Genomic DNA, 17,245 nt, shown 5'->3' on the forward strand with positions numbered 1-17,245 from the left:
CTGTAGGTAAACTTATTTTGAAAAGGAAGGAAAGTGCATGGCTGACCATTTCATAGTTATCATAGTCCTTGTACAACATTTTCCTTTTGGCATCGCAACGCTTTTCCACCAAACTGTGCTATGCGATCCTCAACAGAAAGAGGAGGTGAATCTTGCACCTCATTATCCACTGAGTCAACATTATTTACTTGTGGTGAATCAACACACGAACTTGGCGGTACCGGTGACTCCTCTGTTTCTTGTTCAGGATGTATCGGAGATGTGGCTCTAGATCCTATACCACTGTCAAGACCCCCGCTTCCTTCTTCCTTGCTTGATGGGGAATTTGTGTGTTTTGTCTGCTCCTCTTTTTCCTGCTCTATCTCTTTTTGTTTGTCTTTGCTTTCATCTGTAGTCCAATCTGAATCGCTAATAGAATCAGAATGCTCACTTTCACTATCTGAGAATTGCATGACTGCTACTCTCTCCTTAAGTCTCTTTGTCTAATCTGAATCATTATCATCCGACTTCTTTCTCTCTGCTTGCTCCCTATCTATTCTTGCAGCAAACTCTTCTGGTGTTTCTTTTTTGTCAGTGCCCCCACTACTTTCTAATTTTGCTTTCAATTCATTTGTAAAATTTTGTTGCTGCCCACTCTTTTTAACGTAGTACCTCCTCTTATCTGTTCAAACAGAGTAGAATGATTATTATTCTCAGGTTCACCAGCCTTCTTCGGTGCATCATTCTTAGGTTGCTCCGTACGCTTGGAAGCTGTAAAAAAATGCGGAGGCGGAGGTGGTAGTGCAGCATCTTGTGGCAATGGAGGAGGTGGCGGCGGTGGTACACTGACACTTGGATTTGGTTGTGTTCCAAACGTTACTGGAGGTGATTGAGGAGTAGGTACATTTGATTTATTCTCCAGATTAGTACAATTTTTACACACAAATTTTTGTGGTTCTTGAGATGGAGTATGGCCGAATTTCTGTCCATTAAGACCTACTTCTTTCTTATTATCATCTCTAGAAATAGCCAGTTTAACAAGATATGTCACTGAAATAAGTGCAACAACCGTAGAAACAGCAAAAATTGCTAAAGGAACTGCTGCAATAGGACCAGAACCAGAAACTGCTATAATAACATAAGGAAGATATTGACCAGATATGAAACTAAATATAGATAATAATGAAACAGCAATTAAAGGTTTCCATATAGTCTGCTTAGTTTTAGTAAGCTCCTGACTATCTTTTAGCAATGAAGAATTATTGGATATCATCATTTCTTTGCCTCACTTGTTAACGATAATTTAATAATAACCCAATTAATAATTTCTGTCAATAATTAATTATGAAAAACAAAGTTGCAATTTGAATAGATAAGCTATAAGTAATATACGACCAGCAATAGCCATACAATAGACTTCTTGTATAACCCACACTAAGTAGAAAAAAGGTGTCATCCAAGTAGCTGACACTGCTCTCCTTTGTCATTCCAGTGCTTGACACTGGTTTCCATCCAAAATGGTGTCATTCCAGTGTCAAGCACTGGAATGACACCGAAGGGGCTACTGCCGTCTTGGATGGAAACCAGCGTCAGAACTAGTTAACCATGGGGCTTCTTTTGCCTTTTTTTCCATTTGGTAAATTTCTTAAATATTTATGGCTAACATGAAGCTAAGTACGAACTTTGTTAAACATAACAAATGGTGCCATTCCAGTGCTCCTTTTTTTGTCATCCCAGTGCTTGACACTGGGATGGCTTTGTTGCATCGCTACTTATGAAAGGCTAACTATAGTTAGGATTATAAGCAACCTATTGAAAATCTTGTTTTTTTGCAATCAATCTGATCAAATTTAAGAATAGTAATTTGTTATTTATATTAATAAATTTAATTCTATTGAAAATAGCTAAAGCATTGAAATTCTTGAATTTTAGCCGGATTGGTAAATGGTAGTGAAATTTCTTTTACTCAAATTTAGGTATTCATTGACCGTTCTTGTTATAAATACCAGAATAATAAGCTACTGATATTCCCTATCTTTTTTATCTTTAATCCATCATAGCTAGCGATGCAACAAAGCCCACTGGGATCCAGTTTTCCATATAATCTCATCGAAAATGTTGTAACCACTTTCTGTGCTAGTTTGCTTGCTTAGAGGTTGTCCGGAAACAAGTAAAAGGCTATAATATCTGAAATTTTAGTACGGGGTAAAGATGAGAAAAAAGTATCCAACAGATCTAAGCGAAAGGGAATGGGCAAGAATAGAAAAACACTTCAGAGTATCATACAAGAAAGGAGGAAGGCCGCCAAAGTATAGCAAAAGAGAAATATTAGAAGCAATTTTCTATGTATTGCGTACAGGGTGTCAATGGCGGTATTTACCAAATGATTTTCCGCTATGGAAGACTGTGTATGAGCAGTTCAGGCAATGGAAGAAGCAGGGAATTTTTGAGAAAATGAATTATGAAATTACAAAATATAGTAGAAGAAAAATAGGAAGGAATGAGCAGCCGAGTGCCTGTATAGTAGATAGTCAATCTGTAAAGACTACAGAAAAGGGGGGATCAAAGGCTATGATGGAAGTAAAAAAGTAAAGGGTAGAAAAAGGCATATAATTACAGACACTCAGGGTTTTATACTAGGTTGTTACGTAGGCGCTGCTAACGAAAATGATAGAGATGGTATTAAAATAGCATTAAACAATATGAGAACAAAATATACTAAAGTTAAAAAAATGTGGGCTGACATGGGATACCAAGGAAGAAATTCAAAGAATCACATAAAGGAAGAATATGACATAGATATTGAAATTGTTACAAGGCCTCCATGTAGATTTTGGGTGCACAAAGATACGCCACCTGAGCTACTACCAACAAGAGAACAAGGGTTTAAAGTACAGCCAAGAAGATGGGTTGTAGAAAGGACTTTTGCTTGGGTTAATAGGAATAGAAGGCTATCGAAGGAGTATGATTTACTCACAACATCCACTGAGAATTTCATATACCTAGCTATGAGTAGGGTTATGTTAAAGAGGGAATATGCTTGAATTTACTAGTTTCCGGACAACCTCTAAGATCAATGATTGCAGAAAATAATATGGAAGATATCGAAATTGCTATAGACAGTACAGGAATTAGTATATACAACAACACTCCTGGTCATAGCAAAGAAAATAGCGAAGATAGAAAGTATCGCAGCTATGAACAGACAAGAAAATTGCATGTAATGTTGAATACAAACAGCAAAAAAGCCATAGCTGTAAAATACAGTAACGGTGTCTACTCTGATCACTATGGAGCTTGTGATTTGCTAAAAGAAGTCGATTTTCAGTATGTCATAAAAGTACTATATGCAGATAGGGCATATGACAGAGAAAAGCTCTATAAGCTGTGTAATCAATATGGTATAAAAACGAAAATTCCTCCGAAAAACAACGCAGCAGAGCATCCAAAATTGGATTATATGCTTGATAGAAATGCCGCTATTCAGTTAATGAAATTACATGGTGAGAATGGTATAAAAAGATGGAAAGAAGAAGTAAATTACGGAAAAAGATCGTATATTGAAGGATTTTTCTCAAGGTTGAAGCGAATATTTGGGTTTAGTTTTAGGAGCAAATCTGAAATTAATCGTGAGAAGGAACTGCTACTCAAGTGTTATTTGCTTAACAAATTTACTGAAATAGGCATGGCTAAGTTTGAGATAGCTTCATGAATTTATTGTACGTTACCTACTATCCGAAGAGCGATGCAACAAAGCCATCCCAGTGTCACGCACTGGGATGACAAGAAAGGGAGCACTGGAATTTTTGTTTCAATATTTGTACATAAGCCATGCATCTGAACAGATACAATGTTATAACTAGAGATAATTTTTAAATGATTGATATTTATGAACTACGACTTTTCTTGTTGTCCACTTGTTCAACATTACCCTTCTCAAGTTTACTATCTACTTCTTTTGTGTGTTCATCATCTATACTAGTTTCATCTTTTATCTTACTAGGGTAATCTTCCTGCGATTTTTTATATGCTTCCATGTTGTCATATATAGGGTTACTGATGATTTCTATTTTTTCAGGTGTGAAAATCCTTGCTAAAAATCTCCTTATTATTGGTATTGACCTTAAGAGATCTCTTAGCTTTGAAGATTCTTGTCTTTTGTTTAGAGACTGTTGGTCTATTTTAGAGGTTTTTACACCATACTTTTTATCATCAAAATTTATTGTAGGCTTTCTTTTATTCGAAAGAACACTTTGGGCCTTTGATCCATTGGCTCCTTCAGGCCCTTGAGGTGTAGAAATTGCAGGTTTAACCTTAGTTTCATCGTATTCCTTACTCATCTTTCATTTCATTATGTAATATTACTAATATTGCATAATAATAGCTAAATTACAATTAATTGCAAGGTAAAAATATTAAAACAATTGTAAATTTTGTCAGTAAAAATATAATAGAACTTTGAAATTAGAGGTTCATCTATATGGGATACAAAATTGCTGTTATTGGAGCAACCGGAAGAGTAGGGCGTGAGGTATTAAGCACGCTTGCTGAATTTCAAGATGAGGCGATAGATTGCGTTATTGCACTTGCATCGAAAAAATCAGAAGGGAAGAAGGTGAGCTTTGGTGACAAAGAGTTAACAGTTTTATGCCTTGAGGATTATGACTTCGTTGGAACTAATGTAGCCATTTTCTGTGCTGGATCTCATGTTTCTGAAGAGTATGTACCAATTGCAACACAGGCTGGATGCATCGTGATAGATAACAGTTCCCATTTTAGAATGAAAGAGGGTGTGCCACTCATTATTCCAGAGATTAATAAAGAAAAAATTATGGAATATAAAAACCACAACATAATATCCAATCCAAACTGTACTACAATACAGATGCTGCTAGTACTACATCTATTACACCAAAAAGCAAAAATAAAGAGAATCGTTGCTTCAACTTATCAATCAACTTCTGGTGCAGGCAAAGCAGCAATGGATGAGCTCTATGACCAGACAAAAAAAATCTTTATGAACGAAGCTAAAAAACCCAAGATATTCTCTAAGCAAATAGCATTCAATTGCATTCCCCATGTAGGAGAATTCATGGAAAATGGTTCTACAGAAGAGGAATGGAAAATGCAAGAGGAGACAAAAAAAATTTTAGAGGAAGATATAAAAGTTACTGCAACTTGTGTAAGGGTACCCGTCTTTATCGGTCACGCTATGGCAGTAAATGTGGAATTTGATCAACATATCACTGAAGAACAAGCTCGTGAAGTGCTAAGTGAAGCCGAAGATAGTGGAGTTTTAGTGTACAACAGGCGTGAAGATAGTGAATACATAACTCAAATTGATGTTGTACAGGAGAATGCTGTATATGTATCGCGTATTAGAAGAGACAATACTGTTGAGCACGGATTAAATATGTGGATAGTGGCTGACAACCTGCGCAAAGGCGCAGCATTAAATATAGTGCAGATTCTTGAGATTTTGATAAGAGAGCATTTGTCAATCAAGTGCATATAGAGCGCACGTACGTTGTAATTCGAAGGAAATTTGTATACCACATGGCAGCGCGTGACGCTGGAGTGGCTTTGTTGCATCGCTCTTCGGATAGTAGGTAACGTACAATAAATTCATGAAGCTATCTCAAACTTAGCCATGCCTATTTCAGTAAATTTGTTAAGCAAATAACACTTGAGTAGCAGTTCCTTCTCACGATTAATTTCAGATTTGCTCCTAAAACTAAACCCAAATATTCGCTTCAACCTTGAGAAAAATCCTTCAATATACGATCTTTTTCCGTAATTTAGAGGTTGTCCGGAAACAAGTAAAAGGCTATAATATCTGAAATTTTAGTACGGGGTAAAGATGAGAAAAAAGTATCCAACAGATCTAAGCGAAAGGGAATGGGCAAGAATAGAAAAACACTTCAGAGTATCATACAAGAAAGGAGGAAGGCCGCCAAAGTATAGCAAAAGAGAAATATTAGAAGCAATTTTCTATGTATTGCGTACAGGGTGTCAATGGCGGTATTTACCAAATGATTTTCCGCTATGGAAGACTGTGTATGAGCAGTTCAGGCAATGGAAGAAGCAGGGAATTTTTGAGAAAATGAATTATGAAATTACAAAATATAGTAGAAGAAAAATAGGAAGGAATGAGCAGCCGAGTGCCTGTATAGTAGATAGTCAATCTGTAAAGACTACAGAAAAGGGGGGATCAAAGGCTATGATGGAAGTAAAAAAGTAAAGGGTAGAAAAAGGCATATAATTACAGACACTCAGGGTTTTATACTAGGTTGTTACGTAGGCGCTGCTAACGAAAATGATAGAGATGGTATTAAAATAGCATTAAACAATATGAGAACAAAATATACTAAAGTTAAAAAAATGTGGGCTGACATGGGATACCAAGGAAGAAATTCAAAGAATCACATAAAGGAAGAATATGACATAGATATTGAAATTGTTACAAGGCCTCCATGTAGATTTTGGGTGCACAAAGATACGCCACCTGAGCTACTACCAACAAGAGAACAAGGGTTTAAAGTACAGCCAAGAAGATGGGTTGTAGAAAGGACTTTTGCTTGGGTTAATAGGAATAGAAGGCTATCGAAGGAGTATGATTTACTCACAACATCCACTGAGAATTTCATATACCTAGCTATGAGTAGGGTTATGTTAAAGAGGGAATATGCTTGAATTTACTAGTTTCCGGACAACCTCTAATAGCATATATGAAAGATTTCATAGAATTATACAAGATGAGCGTTACAACATTAGTTCTTTGAAAGATCTACAGGTTGATGTTGATCTTTGGTTGCGTTCTTATAATCAAACAAGACCTCACTCAGCGAATACTTCTACACCTATACAAACATTTTTTGACAGTAAACATATTGTATCCGTTCAGCGGAGTGGCAGAATAAGGTAGACAAGGTGATCTAAAAAGATAATCATAGAGCAAAAGTGAAATAATATGGTAAACCTTTTAGAACTTTGCAAAAATTTACAGCAAAAAATAGAAAGGTTAGAAGCAAAAATAGAAAGATTGGAAAAAGAGAATGAAAGTTTAAAAGCAGAAAATAAGGCTTTAAAGATAGAAAATGCTGAGTTAAGAGAAAGACTCGGTTTAAGCTCAAAAAATTCATCAATACCAAGTTCCAAAGAGTTGTATAAAATAAAAAAGAATAAGCCGAAAAGCGAAAGGAATATTGGCGGTCAGGTTGGTCATAAAGGAAGTTTTCGCGCCAACATGGATGCAGATAAAGTAGTAAAGATAGAGTTGCCTAATACTTGCGAATGCGGAGGAGAAATTGCAATATGTGAAAAACCATATATTCATCAGAAAGTTGATCTTCCAGAAATCAAGCCTTATGTAGTGGAATATCAGTTAGAACATGGCCGTTGTCGGAGATGCGGAAAGAGAAGAAGTAGCAAGTTACCGGAAGGTGTTACGCCAGATACATTTGGTCCAAGGGTTAAGTCAATAATTGCAGCGTTCAGCGGATTCTACAAAAATTCAAAACGCGAAATAGCGAGTGTCGTAAATGATATCTTCAATTTGAACATAAGCGTCGGTAGCATATCAAATAGTGAACATAGAGTTGCTTCAAAATGCAAAAAAATGTATGAGCAGATCGAACAAGAGATAAGTAGGAGTAAAGTTCTACATATTGATGAAACGAGCCATTATAACAAAGGTAAACTCGCTTGGTGTTGGATGTTTGCAAGCAATACGGCAAGTTTTGTAAAATTTACAGAGTCAAGAGGAATGAAAGTTTTACAAAATAGTAAATTCTGCAATCGCAATAGCTTGGTAATAACTGACAGGTATGCAGCATAGAATTATTTTGCCGATAAAAACAGGCAAATCTGTTGGGCACATTTATCAAGAGATTTTGAAAGATTAGCACATAGTTGGAATATTGAAGTTAAAGTTCTGGGTTGTTACTTGAGAAACGTGGCCACTGAATTATTTGCACTAAAAAAAGCTTTACTAAAAAGTGAGATAGATGTTTTGAGGTTTGTCAGACGTGCCAGAAAATTAAGAAAACGTACAAAGTATTACTTGAAGGAGATATCTCGTTTACCTGAAGCAATTGGAGCCTCTCGAGTTGCAAAAAATGTTCTGAGATCTGAAAGAATGATGTGGAAATTTTTAGATGACCCAGAAAATATTCCGCTGACAAATAACCACGCTGAACGGCAAATTCGGCATTATGTCGTTTATCGCAAAAACTCATATTTTACACAATCAAAGCGGGGAAATACATTCCTTGAGCGGATAATTTCATTATACTTAACTTGGAAACAAAGGGGTCTCAATCCTTTCCAAAATCTCCTATCTATTGTTTCTTAAACCACTCTCCTGAACGGATACTGTCGTTTAGCCATAAACATTAAGGAATTTACCAAATGAAAAAAAAAGGCAAAAGAAGCCCCGTGGTTGGCTAATTATATCAATTCCCATTACAGGGCAAACAGATGGACAATGATGGAAGAAAAGCCATACTGAAGTAAGTAAAATAGCGAGGTTTAAATGGCATTAAGATCAAAATTATTGGATGAAAAAGTAGTAGAATCAGCAAAAGAAATGCTGAAGAAAGTAAGGAATAATGCATATGTTTCAAAAAAACTAAATGCTGTAATTGCAGCAAAAAAGTACAGTATAACGGCTGTAGCAAAAATATATTGCATTTCAAGAAGCGCACTAACTTCGTGGGTAAAACTCTTGAAAATTGGCAGAGAAGAAAAACTGTTTGCTCCTTCACAACGTCGTAGAAAAACTAAATTAAATCAGGCTCAACTACAGCAAATTGAAGAGTGGATAGAAGAAAATCCTAATATCACCATTAAAGAAATGAGAATAAGAATCCAGGAAAAGTTCGGATTAAATATCAGCAAATCTACAGTACACCGCCATATGCAAAAGATGAAATTCTCATATATTACACCAAGACCAGTTCATAATGGACAAGATAAAAGCAAACAAGAGGAATTCAAAAAAAAATCTCAATGGAGCTATTAGCAAGTATCCAGAAAAAGAGCTATTTTTCTTTGATGAATCACGGTTTGGCACACATTCAAAAGTTGGACATGGGTGGTTTAAAAAGGGGATTAGAACACAGGTTAAAACAAAATTAGGTAGGCAAAATTTCTATCTCTATAGTGCAGTTAATCCTAGAAATGGAGAGAGTTCTAGCTTATTTGCACCAAATGTCAACACTGATTGCATGAACATATTTCTTGAGCAAATTTCGCAATATCTAGAAACACGAGAGGCTTTTCTCGTTATGGACTGTGCTAGTTGGCATAGGTCAAAAAATTTAAAGGTACCTAAAAATATCGACATTATATACCTACCTCCATACTCACCTGAGCTAAATCCTGTTGAGAGGCTTTGGTTATATATAAAACAGAACATTTTGCGCAATAAAATATACGATACAATTGCTCTACTTGAGGGTGCTTTGTGCAAATTTATTACTTCTCTTGCCAGCTCCACAATTAAACAACTCTGCAATGTTTCCTATTTGACTGGACAACAATGAGAATTGGTATTACTTACATTATACTTTCAAGTATGGCGTTTTTTTATTCTAAACGCTTAATAACCGCGATTTAGCTGCTTTTTAATGCAACTAACCTTTAGTCATAAATGTTTAAGAAATTTACTAAACAGAAAAAAAGGCAAAAGAAACCCTAGGGTAGCTAATTATTCACTATCCATTTTTTAAGTTGGCGTTTTTTGATGTTTTAAATGCTTTATAAGCGTATTTCAGCTTGTATAGGTAAAAACCTAGAAATTTGATAAAGACATAGAGTGCACATAGTGCAAAAAATTAAACACGAGACGCCAGATACGTGAGTTTTTTTGTCATTTAATCTGTACAGAGAAGATAAATAAATAGCTTCAGTTTCATGATAAGGAGGCTGGCGGAGTTTGTCAAGTAAGTTTTTATTTCTAGCGGTTGTTGCCAAAAACTATACAAGAAGTCTATTGAAATCGCGTATATCAATCGTTGTAAAATCACACAATTGCTCTGTAGAGCTATGCCCTGTAATAATTACTATACCATTTTGCTCAGAGCGTATTGAGATTAGGTTCAGCACTAATTCACACGTTGCACTATCAAGATTACAAAATGGTTCATCTATCAGCCAAACGCTTGCATTAGAAATCAAGAGGCGAGCAAGTGCAACTCTTCTTCTCCAGCCTGCAGAAAGTTCGCCATATCTAATATTAAGTACAGGCTGCAACTGCAAACAACAAATAGCTGCCACAATCAGTTCTCTAGTATTTCGTATTCCTGCCCAGAATTCTACGTTTTGAGCAACAGTTAAGCTGTCCTTGCAGGCATTCTTATGGCCTATATAGACCATAGAAGATATATAGGATTTTGGATCATCATATATATCTTTTCCGCAGTGCCTTATATTGCCTGATACCGGCGGTAAAAGTCCAGATAAACTTCTAATTAAGCTGGTTTTACCACTACCATTTGGACCAGTGATTAGAATCTTTGATTTTAGCTCAGCTTTAAAACTGAGATTTTTAAATAATACTTTGTTATTACGAGCGCAGGATAAATTTTCACATTCAAGCATGGATTATCTGCCCTTCCCCTTATGTTTACCTTGAGTTGAAGCCTGAGCTTTAACAAACAGCTCCCAAAATCCTTTCTGTCCGCCTTCTCTATGTATCAATTGTGCAAAACGCTGCATTAAACCATTACCCATCATAACCATCTTTGTCCATTTACCTACCGGTTTTGCTATGTCAACTATTTCTGGATCTTCTTTATAAACTTGCACATCTTTTTGTTTCTCGCGTAGCGTTTCTTGTTGTTTCAGCAACTCTTTTTGCTTATTTTTTTGATATAATTCATTGAATTTTCTGTCTTCTTCCCACTCTTCTTTAAAAACTTTTCTAGGAAATATGATTTTTCTAATGCGATTTTTGTATATTTTTCTCAAAAAGAGAAATACTGCAGCTACAGCAAGTAATGTTACGCTATATAATATGATCTGTGTAAGTGGCATTTCCTGTATCTAATTCATTAAAAACACCCTTGCTATTATACCATAATTATAGAAATTGTGCAATTTTTTTGCGGGTAAAGACAATATAAAAGCAGTACTGCTCTATTTCGAAAATTGCGCAAATATCTGACGAACGGGCTTGTATGTAATAAGGTTTATTTCTATACTTCTTAAAGAATTTAGAAGTAAAACAAATATGAACTGCTGTAAAACTCATACGTGCAATGAACTGAGGAAGAACGACGTAGAAAAGGAAGTTACCCTTTCTGGATGGTTATATCGTAAGCGCGACCATGGTAACCTAATTTTTGTTGATTTAAGGGACTTCTACGGAATCACTCAGCTAGTATTTAATAATGACAAAGACTTTTTTGATGAGATATCAAATTTAAAATTGGAGAGTGTAATTACTGTTACAGGAATAGTTGAAGCTAGAACTGAAGATACGGTAAACAGCTCTATTTCTACCGGAGAAATCGAGGTGATAGTCAACAATTTGCGCGTTGAGTCGGAAGTTGAGTTCCACTTTGATGAAGAAATAGCAAAAGAAGAAAGAAGTATATTGGCAAGCATTACCGGCGAGCAAGAATACCCAGAAAACATGAGATTTAAATATCGATTTCTTGACTTAAGACGTGAAAAAGTCCGCAACAATATTATTTTGCGCTCACAAATTATTGCAGAGCTCCGCAAGCTCATGATAGAGCGAGGATTTTTAGAGATTCAAACTCCAATACTCACTGCTTCCTCTCCTGAAGGAGCACGCGACTACCTAGTGCCAAGCAGGCTAAATCCTGGCAAGTTCTATGCATTGCCACAAGCTCCGCAGATTTTCAAACAGTTGCTCATGGTCTCAGGGTTTGATAAATATTTCCAAATCGCACCGTGTTTTCGTGATGAAGATGCAAGGGCTGACCGCTCTCCTGGGGAATTTTACCAGCTAGACCTTGAAATGTCTTTTGTGACTCAAGAGGACATATTTGACGTTATTGAATCTGCTTTATATAAAGTGTTCGCCAAATTTTCTCGCAAGTCTGTCGATAAAGATTTTCCACGCATTACATACAAAGAGGCAATGCTTAAGTATGGTTCTGACAAGCCAGATTTGCGTAATCCACTATTAATCAGCGATGTTACAGAAATTTTCCGTGATTCAGGGTTCAATATTTTCAAAAGCAATATTGAGCGTGGTATGGTAGTGAGAGCCATCCCTGCACCTAAAACAGCAGAGGAACCACGCAGCTTCTTTGATAAAAAGATAGAACATGCGCAAAAAGAATTCGGTGCTAAGGGTCTCGGATATATAACGTTTGATAAAGATGGAACTGCGAAAGGCCCAATTGCTAAATTTCTTGATGAAAATAGGCTAAACCACATAAGAGAAGCAACAAACATAGAGCCAGGAGATAGTGTATTTTTTGCTTCTGACAAAGAGAATGAGGCGGCAAACATTGCAGGAAAAGTACGCACTCTTTTAGGGTCAGAACTCAGTCTTATAGATGATAATATCTTCAAGTTTTGTTGGATCATTGATTTTCCATATTTTGTATATGACGATAAAAGTAAAAAAATAGATTTCTTTCATAACCCATTTTCTATGCCACACGGTGGTCTGAAAGATTTAGAGGAAAAGAATCCACTCGATATCCTTGCTTACCAGTATGATCTTGTTTGCAATGGAATAGAACTATCAAGTGGGGCAATTCGCAATAACAAACTGGATATCATGTATAAAGCTTTCGCCATTGCAGGCTATAGTAAAGAAGAAGTTGATACAAAATTCGGTGCACTTGTACGTGCATTCAGATTTGGTGTTCCTCCTCATGGTGGAATAGCACCAGGGGTTGATAGAATAGTTATGCTGCTTGCTGATGAGCCAAATATTCGTGAAGTAATCTGTTTTCCTATGAACCAGCAAGGTGAAGATGTTCTAATGGGTGCTCCTTCCAAGGTGGAGGATAAGCATTTACGTGAATTATCCTTGAAGGTTATTGAATGAAAAATTTTATAGCAAGGAGCACCGGTTAATGATATATTAGGTTATGTTAAATTGAAAGACCATGAATAATATCCAAAAAGCAATACTATCGGGCATGATCTGTAACATGATTGTGTGGTATGAACTCACTCTTTTTGGAGTATTAACAGATACAATCATCAACGTTTTTTTCCCATCAGAAGATCATTATTTGAGTACACTCAAATTCCTTGGTGTTTTTGCAATTGGTTTTGCGTTTAGACCAATTGGTGCAGTAATTTTTGGTTATATGGGAGATAAGTATGGCAGAAGAAAGACTTTACTTACTTCAGTAATATTAATTTCAATATCATCCACAATTATGGGAATTATACCTGGGTATAAAGAAATAGGGTTGCTTTCACCTGTATTGCTTGTGTTTTGTAGAATAGTGCAAGGAATAACTGCAGGAGGTGAAACAAGCATTAATACAGCATTTACGATAGAGCATTCAAAAGATAAAAAAAATCTAGGTTTCTTAGGAAGTATGAAGCCCTTTAGCGGAGCCCTTGGAACGCTCTTATGCATAACAATGATATTTATCTGCAAAAGAGTTACAGGTGAGAACTATGAAATATGGGGATGGAAGTTGCTTTTTTATTTTTGCTTTTTTTTGGGGACAATAGGTTTTTTAACTAGGTACATATTAAAAGAAAGCTTAGCATATAAAACTAATAAGTACGCTAATAATTTAGCACATTCACCATTGTTAGAACTAGTAAGAAACTATAAAAGACCGCTTATTATTTCAATCAATCTGGGAATTGCTCAGAATGCAATTGTCTACGCAGCAATAATGTTTTATAATATATCAATAAAAGAGCTAGTTATTTTATCTATTAGTGTTAAAGATTTAATGAGGATAGTAGTACAGGTTGTATTTGCAGCATCTGCGGTACTTTTTGCAATTTTATCTGATAAAGTTGGAAGAAAACGCGTAATGATTCCTGTACTGATTATGCTATCTCTGATTGGTACATGTGTATTACCATTATTATCTTCCGTTAACCACTATGTCGTAATAATAACTTACTTATTGATTACTATACCAGTAGGTGCATCTTTTGGAATATATGGCTCTGTTATTTGTGAACTGTTTCCAACAAAAGTAAGATGCACTGGCGTAAGCTTAGCAAATAATATATCTGCAGGAATTTTTGGTGGCCTTTCTCCATACATATGCATGTGGCTTATAGAAAAAACCGAAACAAAACTTGCAGCAGGCATTTATCTTACTGCCTGCGCATTAATTAGCCTAATATCTGTGCTTCAAATTAAAGCCAAAGACAGAAAAGTTGATTGGTGAAATCGTTTCAGTCGAAAAATAGCGCTTCAATGGATTTTTCGATGTGTTTAGTGATAGGAGCGGTGATAGTGATTTTTTTATTGTTTGGCAGTTTTAAAGATAAAGAATGCGAATGAAGGTGAATTTTATTTGCTATCCCATCAATAAAAGCTTTTTTACCACCATATTTACCGTCACCAAGAATAGGGCAATTTATATGAGCTAAATGTGCACGTAACTGATGGGTTCTGCCGGTAATTGGTTGTAATTTTAAATAAGCAACATTGTGTTTGGATTTTGCTATAATTGAAAAATGCGTAGTGGCATTCTGAGGTGAATTTTCATCAACGACCACTTTTTCTTGACCTGAAACATATTTTTTCACCAATGGATAGTCTATTGTTCCACTATCCTTGCTCGGTATGCCAGAAGTTAATGCTAAATAAGTTTTTTTTACTCTTCGTCCTTTAAATTCTTCCATAAGGTATCTGGCAACATTAGCGTTGCGTGCGAATATTATCACTCCACTCGTATCTCTATCTAGCCTATGGACAATTTTAAATGTTTCTCCCTCTCTTATTTGGTCAAGCAAATCACTCATGCTAATCTTTACTTTTACGCCACCTTGAACGATGACCCCTGCGGGTTTGTTTATAGCTAGTATATATTCGTCTTCATATAATATGTTCTCTCTTAGTAGATTCACTAACTTTTCATTATATTTGCGATCAGAATTAGCGTTTTCAATATAATTCAAGTGCTTCAGCGTTATAGTTTGCCCAGAATTTACTCTATCACTGGACTTTGCTTTGCAATCATCAACTTTGATTAATCCTTTCCTTAAAGATTTTTCAATTACAGATTGCTTTAGATCAGGAAAGATTCTTCTGATGTACCTATCCAGCCTAACGTTATCGTCTTCTATTAATATGGTTTTTATACTTTGTAGCATTCCATTATTTATAATGAATATCTAGTGAAATGTCAATTATTGGTGTCATTCCAGTGTCAAGCACTGGAATGACACCGAAGGGGCTACTGCCGTCATAAAGGAACCAGTGTCAGCTACTCGGATGACAGGAGAAGGAGACTACTGAGATGACAGCTAGCCTGACAACCGTCATCCCGCTGCTTGTTAGCGGGATCTAGAGATACCGCGAATGAATCGCGGTATGACGGTTCGCGGCGGCATGACGTAGAGCTTGCGTTAGCTATACTTTTATACTCACCAACTCAGCTGGATCCAAGTAGTCGGAGCACTGGGATGACAAAAAAAGGAGGGCACTTGGATGACGGGAGAAGGAGCTATTTGGATGACATCGTTTACTATACAATGTTTGTACAGTTCTGGATAAAAAAATTAGCTAACAAATTTATAAACATCAGTATACAGCTCATCAACGCTTGGTTCTTTACTATTTTTGGCAAAATCTTCCGACTTTTTTACTAAATCACGTATTTCCTTATCAATTACTTTGCACTCTTCTTCTGAAGCCATTTTATTATCTGTCATGTATTTCTTTAAAGTGCTTATAGGGTCATGATTTTGCTTCATATCTTCAACTTCTTCTTTTAAGCGATAAGTAGCAGGATCTGACATTGAGTGACCGCGATATCGATATGTCTTCATTTCAAGCAGGATAGGCCCTTTTCCGCTGCGTGTGTGTTCCGCTGCTTCGCTTGTAGCCTCATAAACAGAGAAAAAATCCATTCCATCAACTTGTTTTCCAGGAATACCAAAACTTTCTCCTCTTTTATATAACTCTGTTACTAAAGTTGATCTTTGCACGGAGGTTCCCATTGCGTATTCATTATTTTCTATGATGTAAACCACAGGCAACTCGCACAAAGATGCCATATTAAACGATTCATATACTTGTCCTTGATTTGCAGCACCGTCGCCAAAATATGTAAATACCACATTATCTTTTTTCTTATATTTATTAGCAAATGCTATTCCTGTGCCAATTGGAACTTGTGCTCCCACTATTCCATGCCCGCCGAAGAATTTTTTTTCAACGTCAAATACGTGCATCGAACCACCTTTACCTTTCGAGCATCCTGTTTCTTTGCCGGTAAGCTCTGCCATTACAACATTTGGATCAGAATCACATGCGAGCATTAAGCCATGGTCTCTATAACTTGTGATAAAAGCGTCACCTAATTTTGATGCAGCTTGAGTTCCAACTGCAACTGCTTCTTGTCCTATTGATAGGTGACAGAACCCGCCTATTAATCCCATCCCATATAATTGTCCTGCTTTTTCCTCAAATCTGCGTATGAGTAGCATTTTCCTGTAGAATCCAATTATCTGTTCTTTAGTGAAATTTTCTGCTTTCATATCGATTTCTTTTTCATTAAACTAACACAATACCAGGAATTTTAAATTTTTGCTAATGAACTATTACCACTGGCTTGAGGCTTTTCATGTTATCTCTGTTATCATGTGGATGGCAGGTATGCTTTATTTACCCAGGCTTTATGTCTACCATGCAACTGTAAAACCGGGATCGGAAAATGATAGCTTGCTTCAAACAATGGAAAAGAGGCTACTTAGACATATCATAAACCCTGCAATGCTTTTCTCACTTGGTCTTGGAATTACACTAATGGTTATTAGGGAAGCATATCGTGAAGGATGGTTTCATGTAAAAGCATTTGCAATACTTTTGATGTTAATTATTCATATGCTACTTGCAAAATATAGGAAAAATTTTGCAATGGGTTCGAATAAGAAGTCACATATTTATTTTCGCGTTTTAAATGAAGCAGTTACAGTATTGATAATAGTTATAGTTATTATGGTTGTTGTAAAACCTTTTTGACTGACCTTACCCAAAAAAAAGCAGAAAGCTCGTATCTGTTCAGATGCATGGCTAATGTACAATACTGAAATAAAAATTCCAGTGCTCCCTTTCTTGTCATCC

The 17,245-nt window shown here is 36.0% G+C and carries 16 protein-coding genes and 2 pseudogenes; 10 read left to right on the forward strand and 8 right to left on the reverse strand.

Translation table 11 applies throughout. The features are described from left to right. Nucleotides 1-59 precede the first annotated feature (59 nt). From ABWU31_RS02345 to ABWU31_RS02355, 3 genes are read right to left on the reverse strand one after another with little or no spacing between them, the layout of a single operon-like run. The gene (locus ABWU31_RS02345) at nucleotides 60-452 is read right to left on the reverse strand and encodes a hypothetical protein (protein WP_236514298.1); all 393 of its coding nucleotides are present in this window, start codon (nucleotides 450-452) and stop codon (nucleotides 60-62) included. Between the two features lie 30 nt (nucleotides 453-482). Next, on the reverse strand, nucleotides 483-605 hold the full coding sequence (locus tag ABWU31_RS02350) for a hypothetical protein (protein ID WP_255324038.1): 123 nt from the start codon (nucleotides 603-605) through the stop codon (nucleotides 483-485). Further along, entirely contained in the window at nucleotides 602-1,255 is a 654-nt protein-coding gene (locus tag ABWU31_RS02355; RefSeq protein WP_209472625.1) for a hypothetical protein, read from the reverse strand. The genes ABWU31_RS02350 and ABWU31_RS02355 overlap by 4 nt, the downstream gene beginning before the upstream one ends. A gap of 935 nt (nucleotides 1,256-2,190) precedes the next feature. On the opposite strand from ABWU31_RS02355, the gene ABWU31_RS02360 reads away from it, so the two are divergent. Both ABWU31_RS02360 and ABWU31_RS02365 read left to right on the forward strand, forming a co-directional pair. Next, a protein-coding gene (locus ABWU31_RS02360; RefSeq protein WP_353271062.1) for an IS5-like element ISWpi1 family transposase occupies nucleotides 2,191-3,023 on the forward strand; the annotation gives its coding sequence in 2 pieces (ribosomal slippage) (nucleotides 2,191-2,560 and nucleotides 2,560-3,023; 834 coding nt in all). A 32-nt stretch (nucleotides 3,024-3,055) separates the two neighbouring features. Continuing rightward, the gene (locus ABWU31_RS02365) at nucleotides 3,056-3,691 is read left to right on the forward strand and encodes a transposase (RefSeq protein ID WP_082246250.1); all 636 of its coding nucleotides are present in this window, start codon (nucleotides 3,056-3,058) and stop codon (nucleotides 3,689-3,691) included. A gap of 175 nt (nucleotides 3,692-3,866) precedes the next feature. Here the strand turns inward: ABWU31_RS02365 and ABWU31_RS02370 are convergent, their stop codons facing one another. Beyond that, the gene (locus ABWU31_RS02370; protein WP_338482634.1) at nucleotides 3,867-4,319 is read right to left on the reverse strand and encodes a hypothetical protein; all 453 of its coding nucleotides are present in this window, start codon (nucleotides 4,317-4,319) and stop codon (nucleotides 3,867-3,869) included. Between the two features lie 140 nt (nucleotides 4,320-4,459). Here ABWU31_RS02370 and ABWU31_RS02375 point away from each other — a divergent pair, with 140 nt between their 5' ends. The 5 genes and pseudogenes from ABWU31_RS02375 to ABWU31_RS02395 all read left to right on the forward strand — a co-directional run bounded on the left by ABWU31_RS02375 (nucleotide 4,460) and on the right by ABWU31_RS02395 (nucleotide 9,524). Beyond that, the gene (locus ABWU31_RS02375; protein ID WP_012673309.1) at nucleotides 4,460-5,494 is read left to right on the forward strand and encodes an aspartate-semialdehyde dehydrogenase; all 1,035 of its coding nucleotides are present in this window, start codon (nucleotides 4,460-4,462) and stop codon (nucleotides 5,492-5,494) included. A 345-nt stretch (nucleotides 5,495-5,839) separates the two neighbouring features. Further along, nucleotides 5,840-6,672 (forward strand): IS5-like element ISWpi1 family transposase gene (locus tag ABWU31_RS02380; RefSeq protein ID WP_353271062.1). Its coding sequence is split into 2 segments (ribosomal slippage): nucleotides 5,840-6,209 and nucleotides 6,209-6,672, totalling 834 coding nucleotides; the frame shifts between segments, so codons are not numbered across the junction. A gap of 22 nt (nucleotides 6,673-6,694) precedes the next feature. Continuing rightward, nucleotides 6,695-6,871 (forward strand): annotated as a pseudogene (locus ABWU31_RS02385) (integrase core domain-containing protein); the annotation flags it as partial. A gap of 78 nt (nucleotides 6,872-6,949) precedes the next feature. Next, a pseudogene (locus ABWU31_RS02390) lies at nucleotides 6,950-8,332 on the forward strand (IS66-like element ISWen3 family transposase). A 180-nt stretch (nucleotides 8,333-8,512) separates the two neighbouring features. Continuing rightward, a protein-coding gene (locus tag ABWU31_RS02395) for an IS630 family transposase (protein WP_265029767.1) occupies nucleotides 8,513-9,524 on the forward strand; the annotation gives its coding sequence in 2 pieces (ribosomal slippage) (nucleotides 8,513-8,974 and nucleotides 8,976-9,524; 1,011 coding nt in all). 433 nt (nucleotides 9,525-9,957) lie between these two features. On the opposite strand, the gene ccmA is transcribed toward ABWU31_RS02395, so the two are convergent. Further along, on the reverse strand, nucleotides 9,958-10,581 hold the full coding sequence (gene ccmA / locus ABWU31_RS02400) for a heme ABC exporter ATP-binding protein CcmA (protein ID WP_006279892.1): 624 nt from the start codon (nucleotides 10,579-10,581) through the stop codon (nucleotides 9,958-9,960). Between the two features lie 3 nt (nucleotides 10,582-10,584). Beyond that, nucleotides 10,585-11,016: a hypothetical protein gene (locus ABWU31_RS02405; RefSeq protein WP_006279891.1), complete on the reverse strand. Its 432-nt coding sequence runs from the start codon at nucleotides 11,014-11,016 to the stop codon at nucleotides 10,585-10,587. A 196-nt stretch (nucleotides 11,017-11,212) separates the two neighbouring features. Between ABWU31_RS02405 and aspS the strand changes: the two genes are divergently transcribed. After that, nucleotides 11,213-13,015, forward strand: a complete 1,803-nt coding sequence (gene aspS, locus ABWU31_RS02410; protein WP_006279890.1) for an aspartate--tRNA ligase — start codon at nucleotides 11,213-11,215, stop codon at nucleotides 13,013-13,015. Nucleotides 13,016-13,076: 61 nt separating this feature from the next. Next, entirely contained in the window at nucleotides 13,077-14,339 is a 1,263-nt protein-coding gene (locus tag ABWU31_RS02415; protein WP_236514771.1) for an MFS transporter, read from the forward strand. 7 nt (nucleotides 14,340-14,346) lie between these two features. On the opposite strand, the gene ABWU31_RS02420 is transcribed toward ABWU31_RS02415, so the two are convergent. After that, on the reverse strand, nucleotides 14,347-15,270 hold the full coding sequence (locus ABWU31_RS02420; RefSeq protein ID WP_353271314.1) for an RluA family pseudouridine synthase: 924 nt from the start codon (nucleotides 15,268-15,270) through the stop codon (nucleotides 14,347-14,349). A gap of 408 nt (nucleotides 15,271-15,678) precedes the next feature. Next, nucleotides 15,679-16,659 carry a pyruvate dehydrogenase (acetyl-transferring) E1 component subunit alpha gene (pdhA, locus tag ABWU31_RS02425; protein WP_353271315.1) on the reverse strand — a complete coding sequence of 327 codons (981 nt, stop codon included), beginning with the start codon at nucleotides 16,657-16,659 and terminating at the stop codon, nucleotides 15,679-15,681. A 55-nt stretch (nucleotides 16,660-16,714) separates the two neighbouring features. Here pdhA and hemJ point away from each other — a divergent pair, with 55 nt between their 5' ends. Next, nucleotides 16,715-17,143 carry a protoporphyrinogen oxidase HemJ gene (hemJ, locus tag ABWU31_RS02430; RefSeq protein WP_006279885.1) on the forward strand — a complete coding sequence of 143 codons (429 nt, stop codon included), beginning with the start codon at nucleotides 16,715-16,717 and terminating at the stop codon, nucleotides 17,141-17,143. The last annotated feature ends 102 nt before the right edge of the window (nucleotides 17,144-17,245 follow it).

This window comes from Wolbachia endosymbiont (group A) of Alloplasta piceator (genome assembly GCF_964028505.1).
GTDB lineage: Bacteria > Pseudomonadota > Alphaproteobacteria > Rickettsiales > Anaplasmataceae > Wolbachia > Wolbachia pipientis.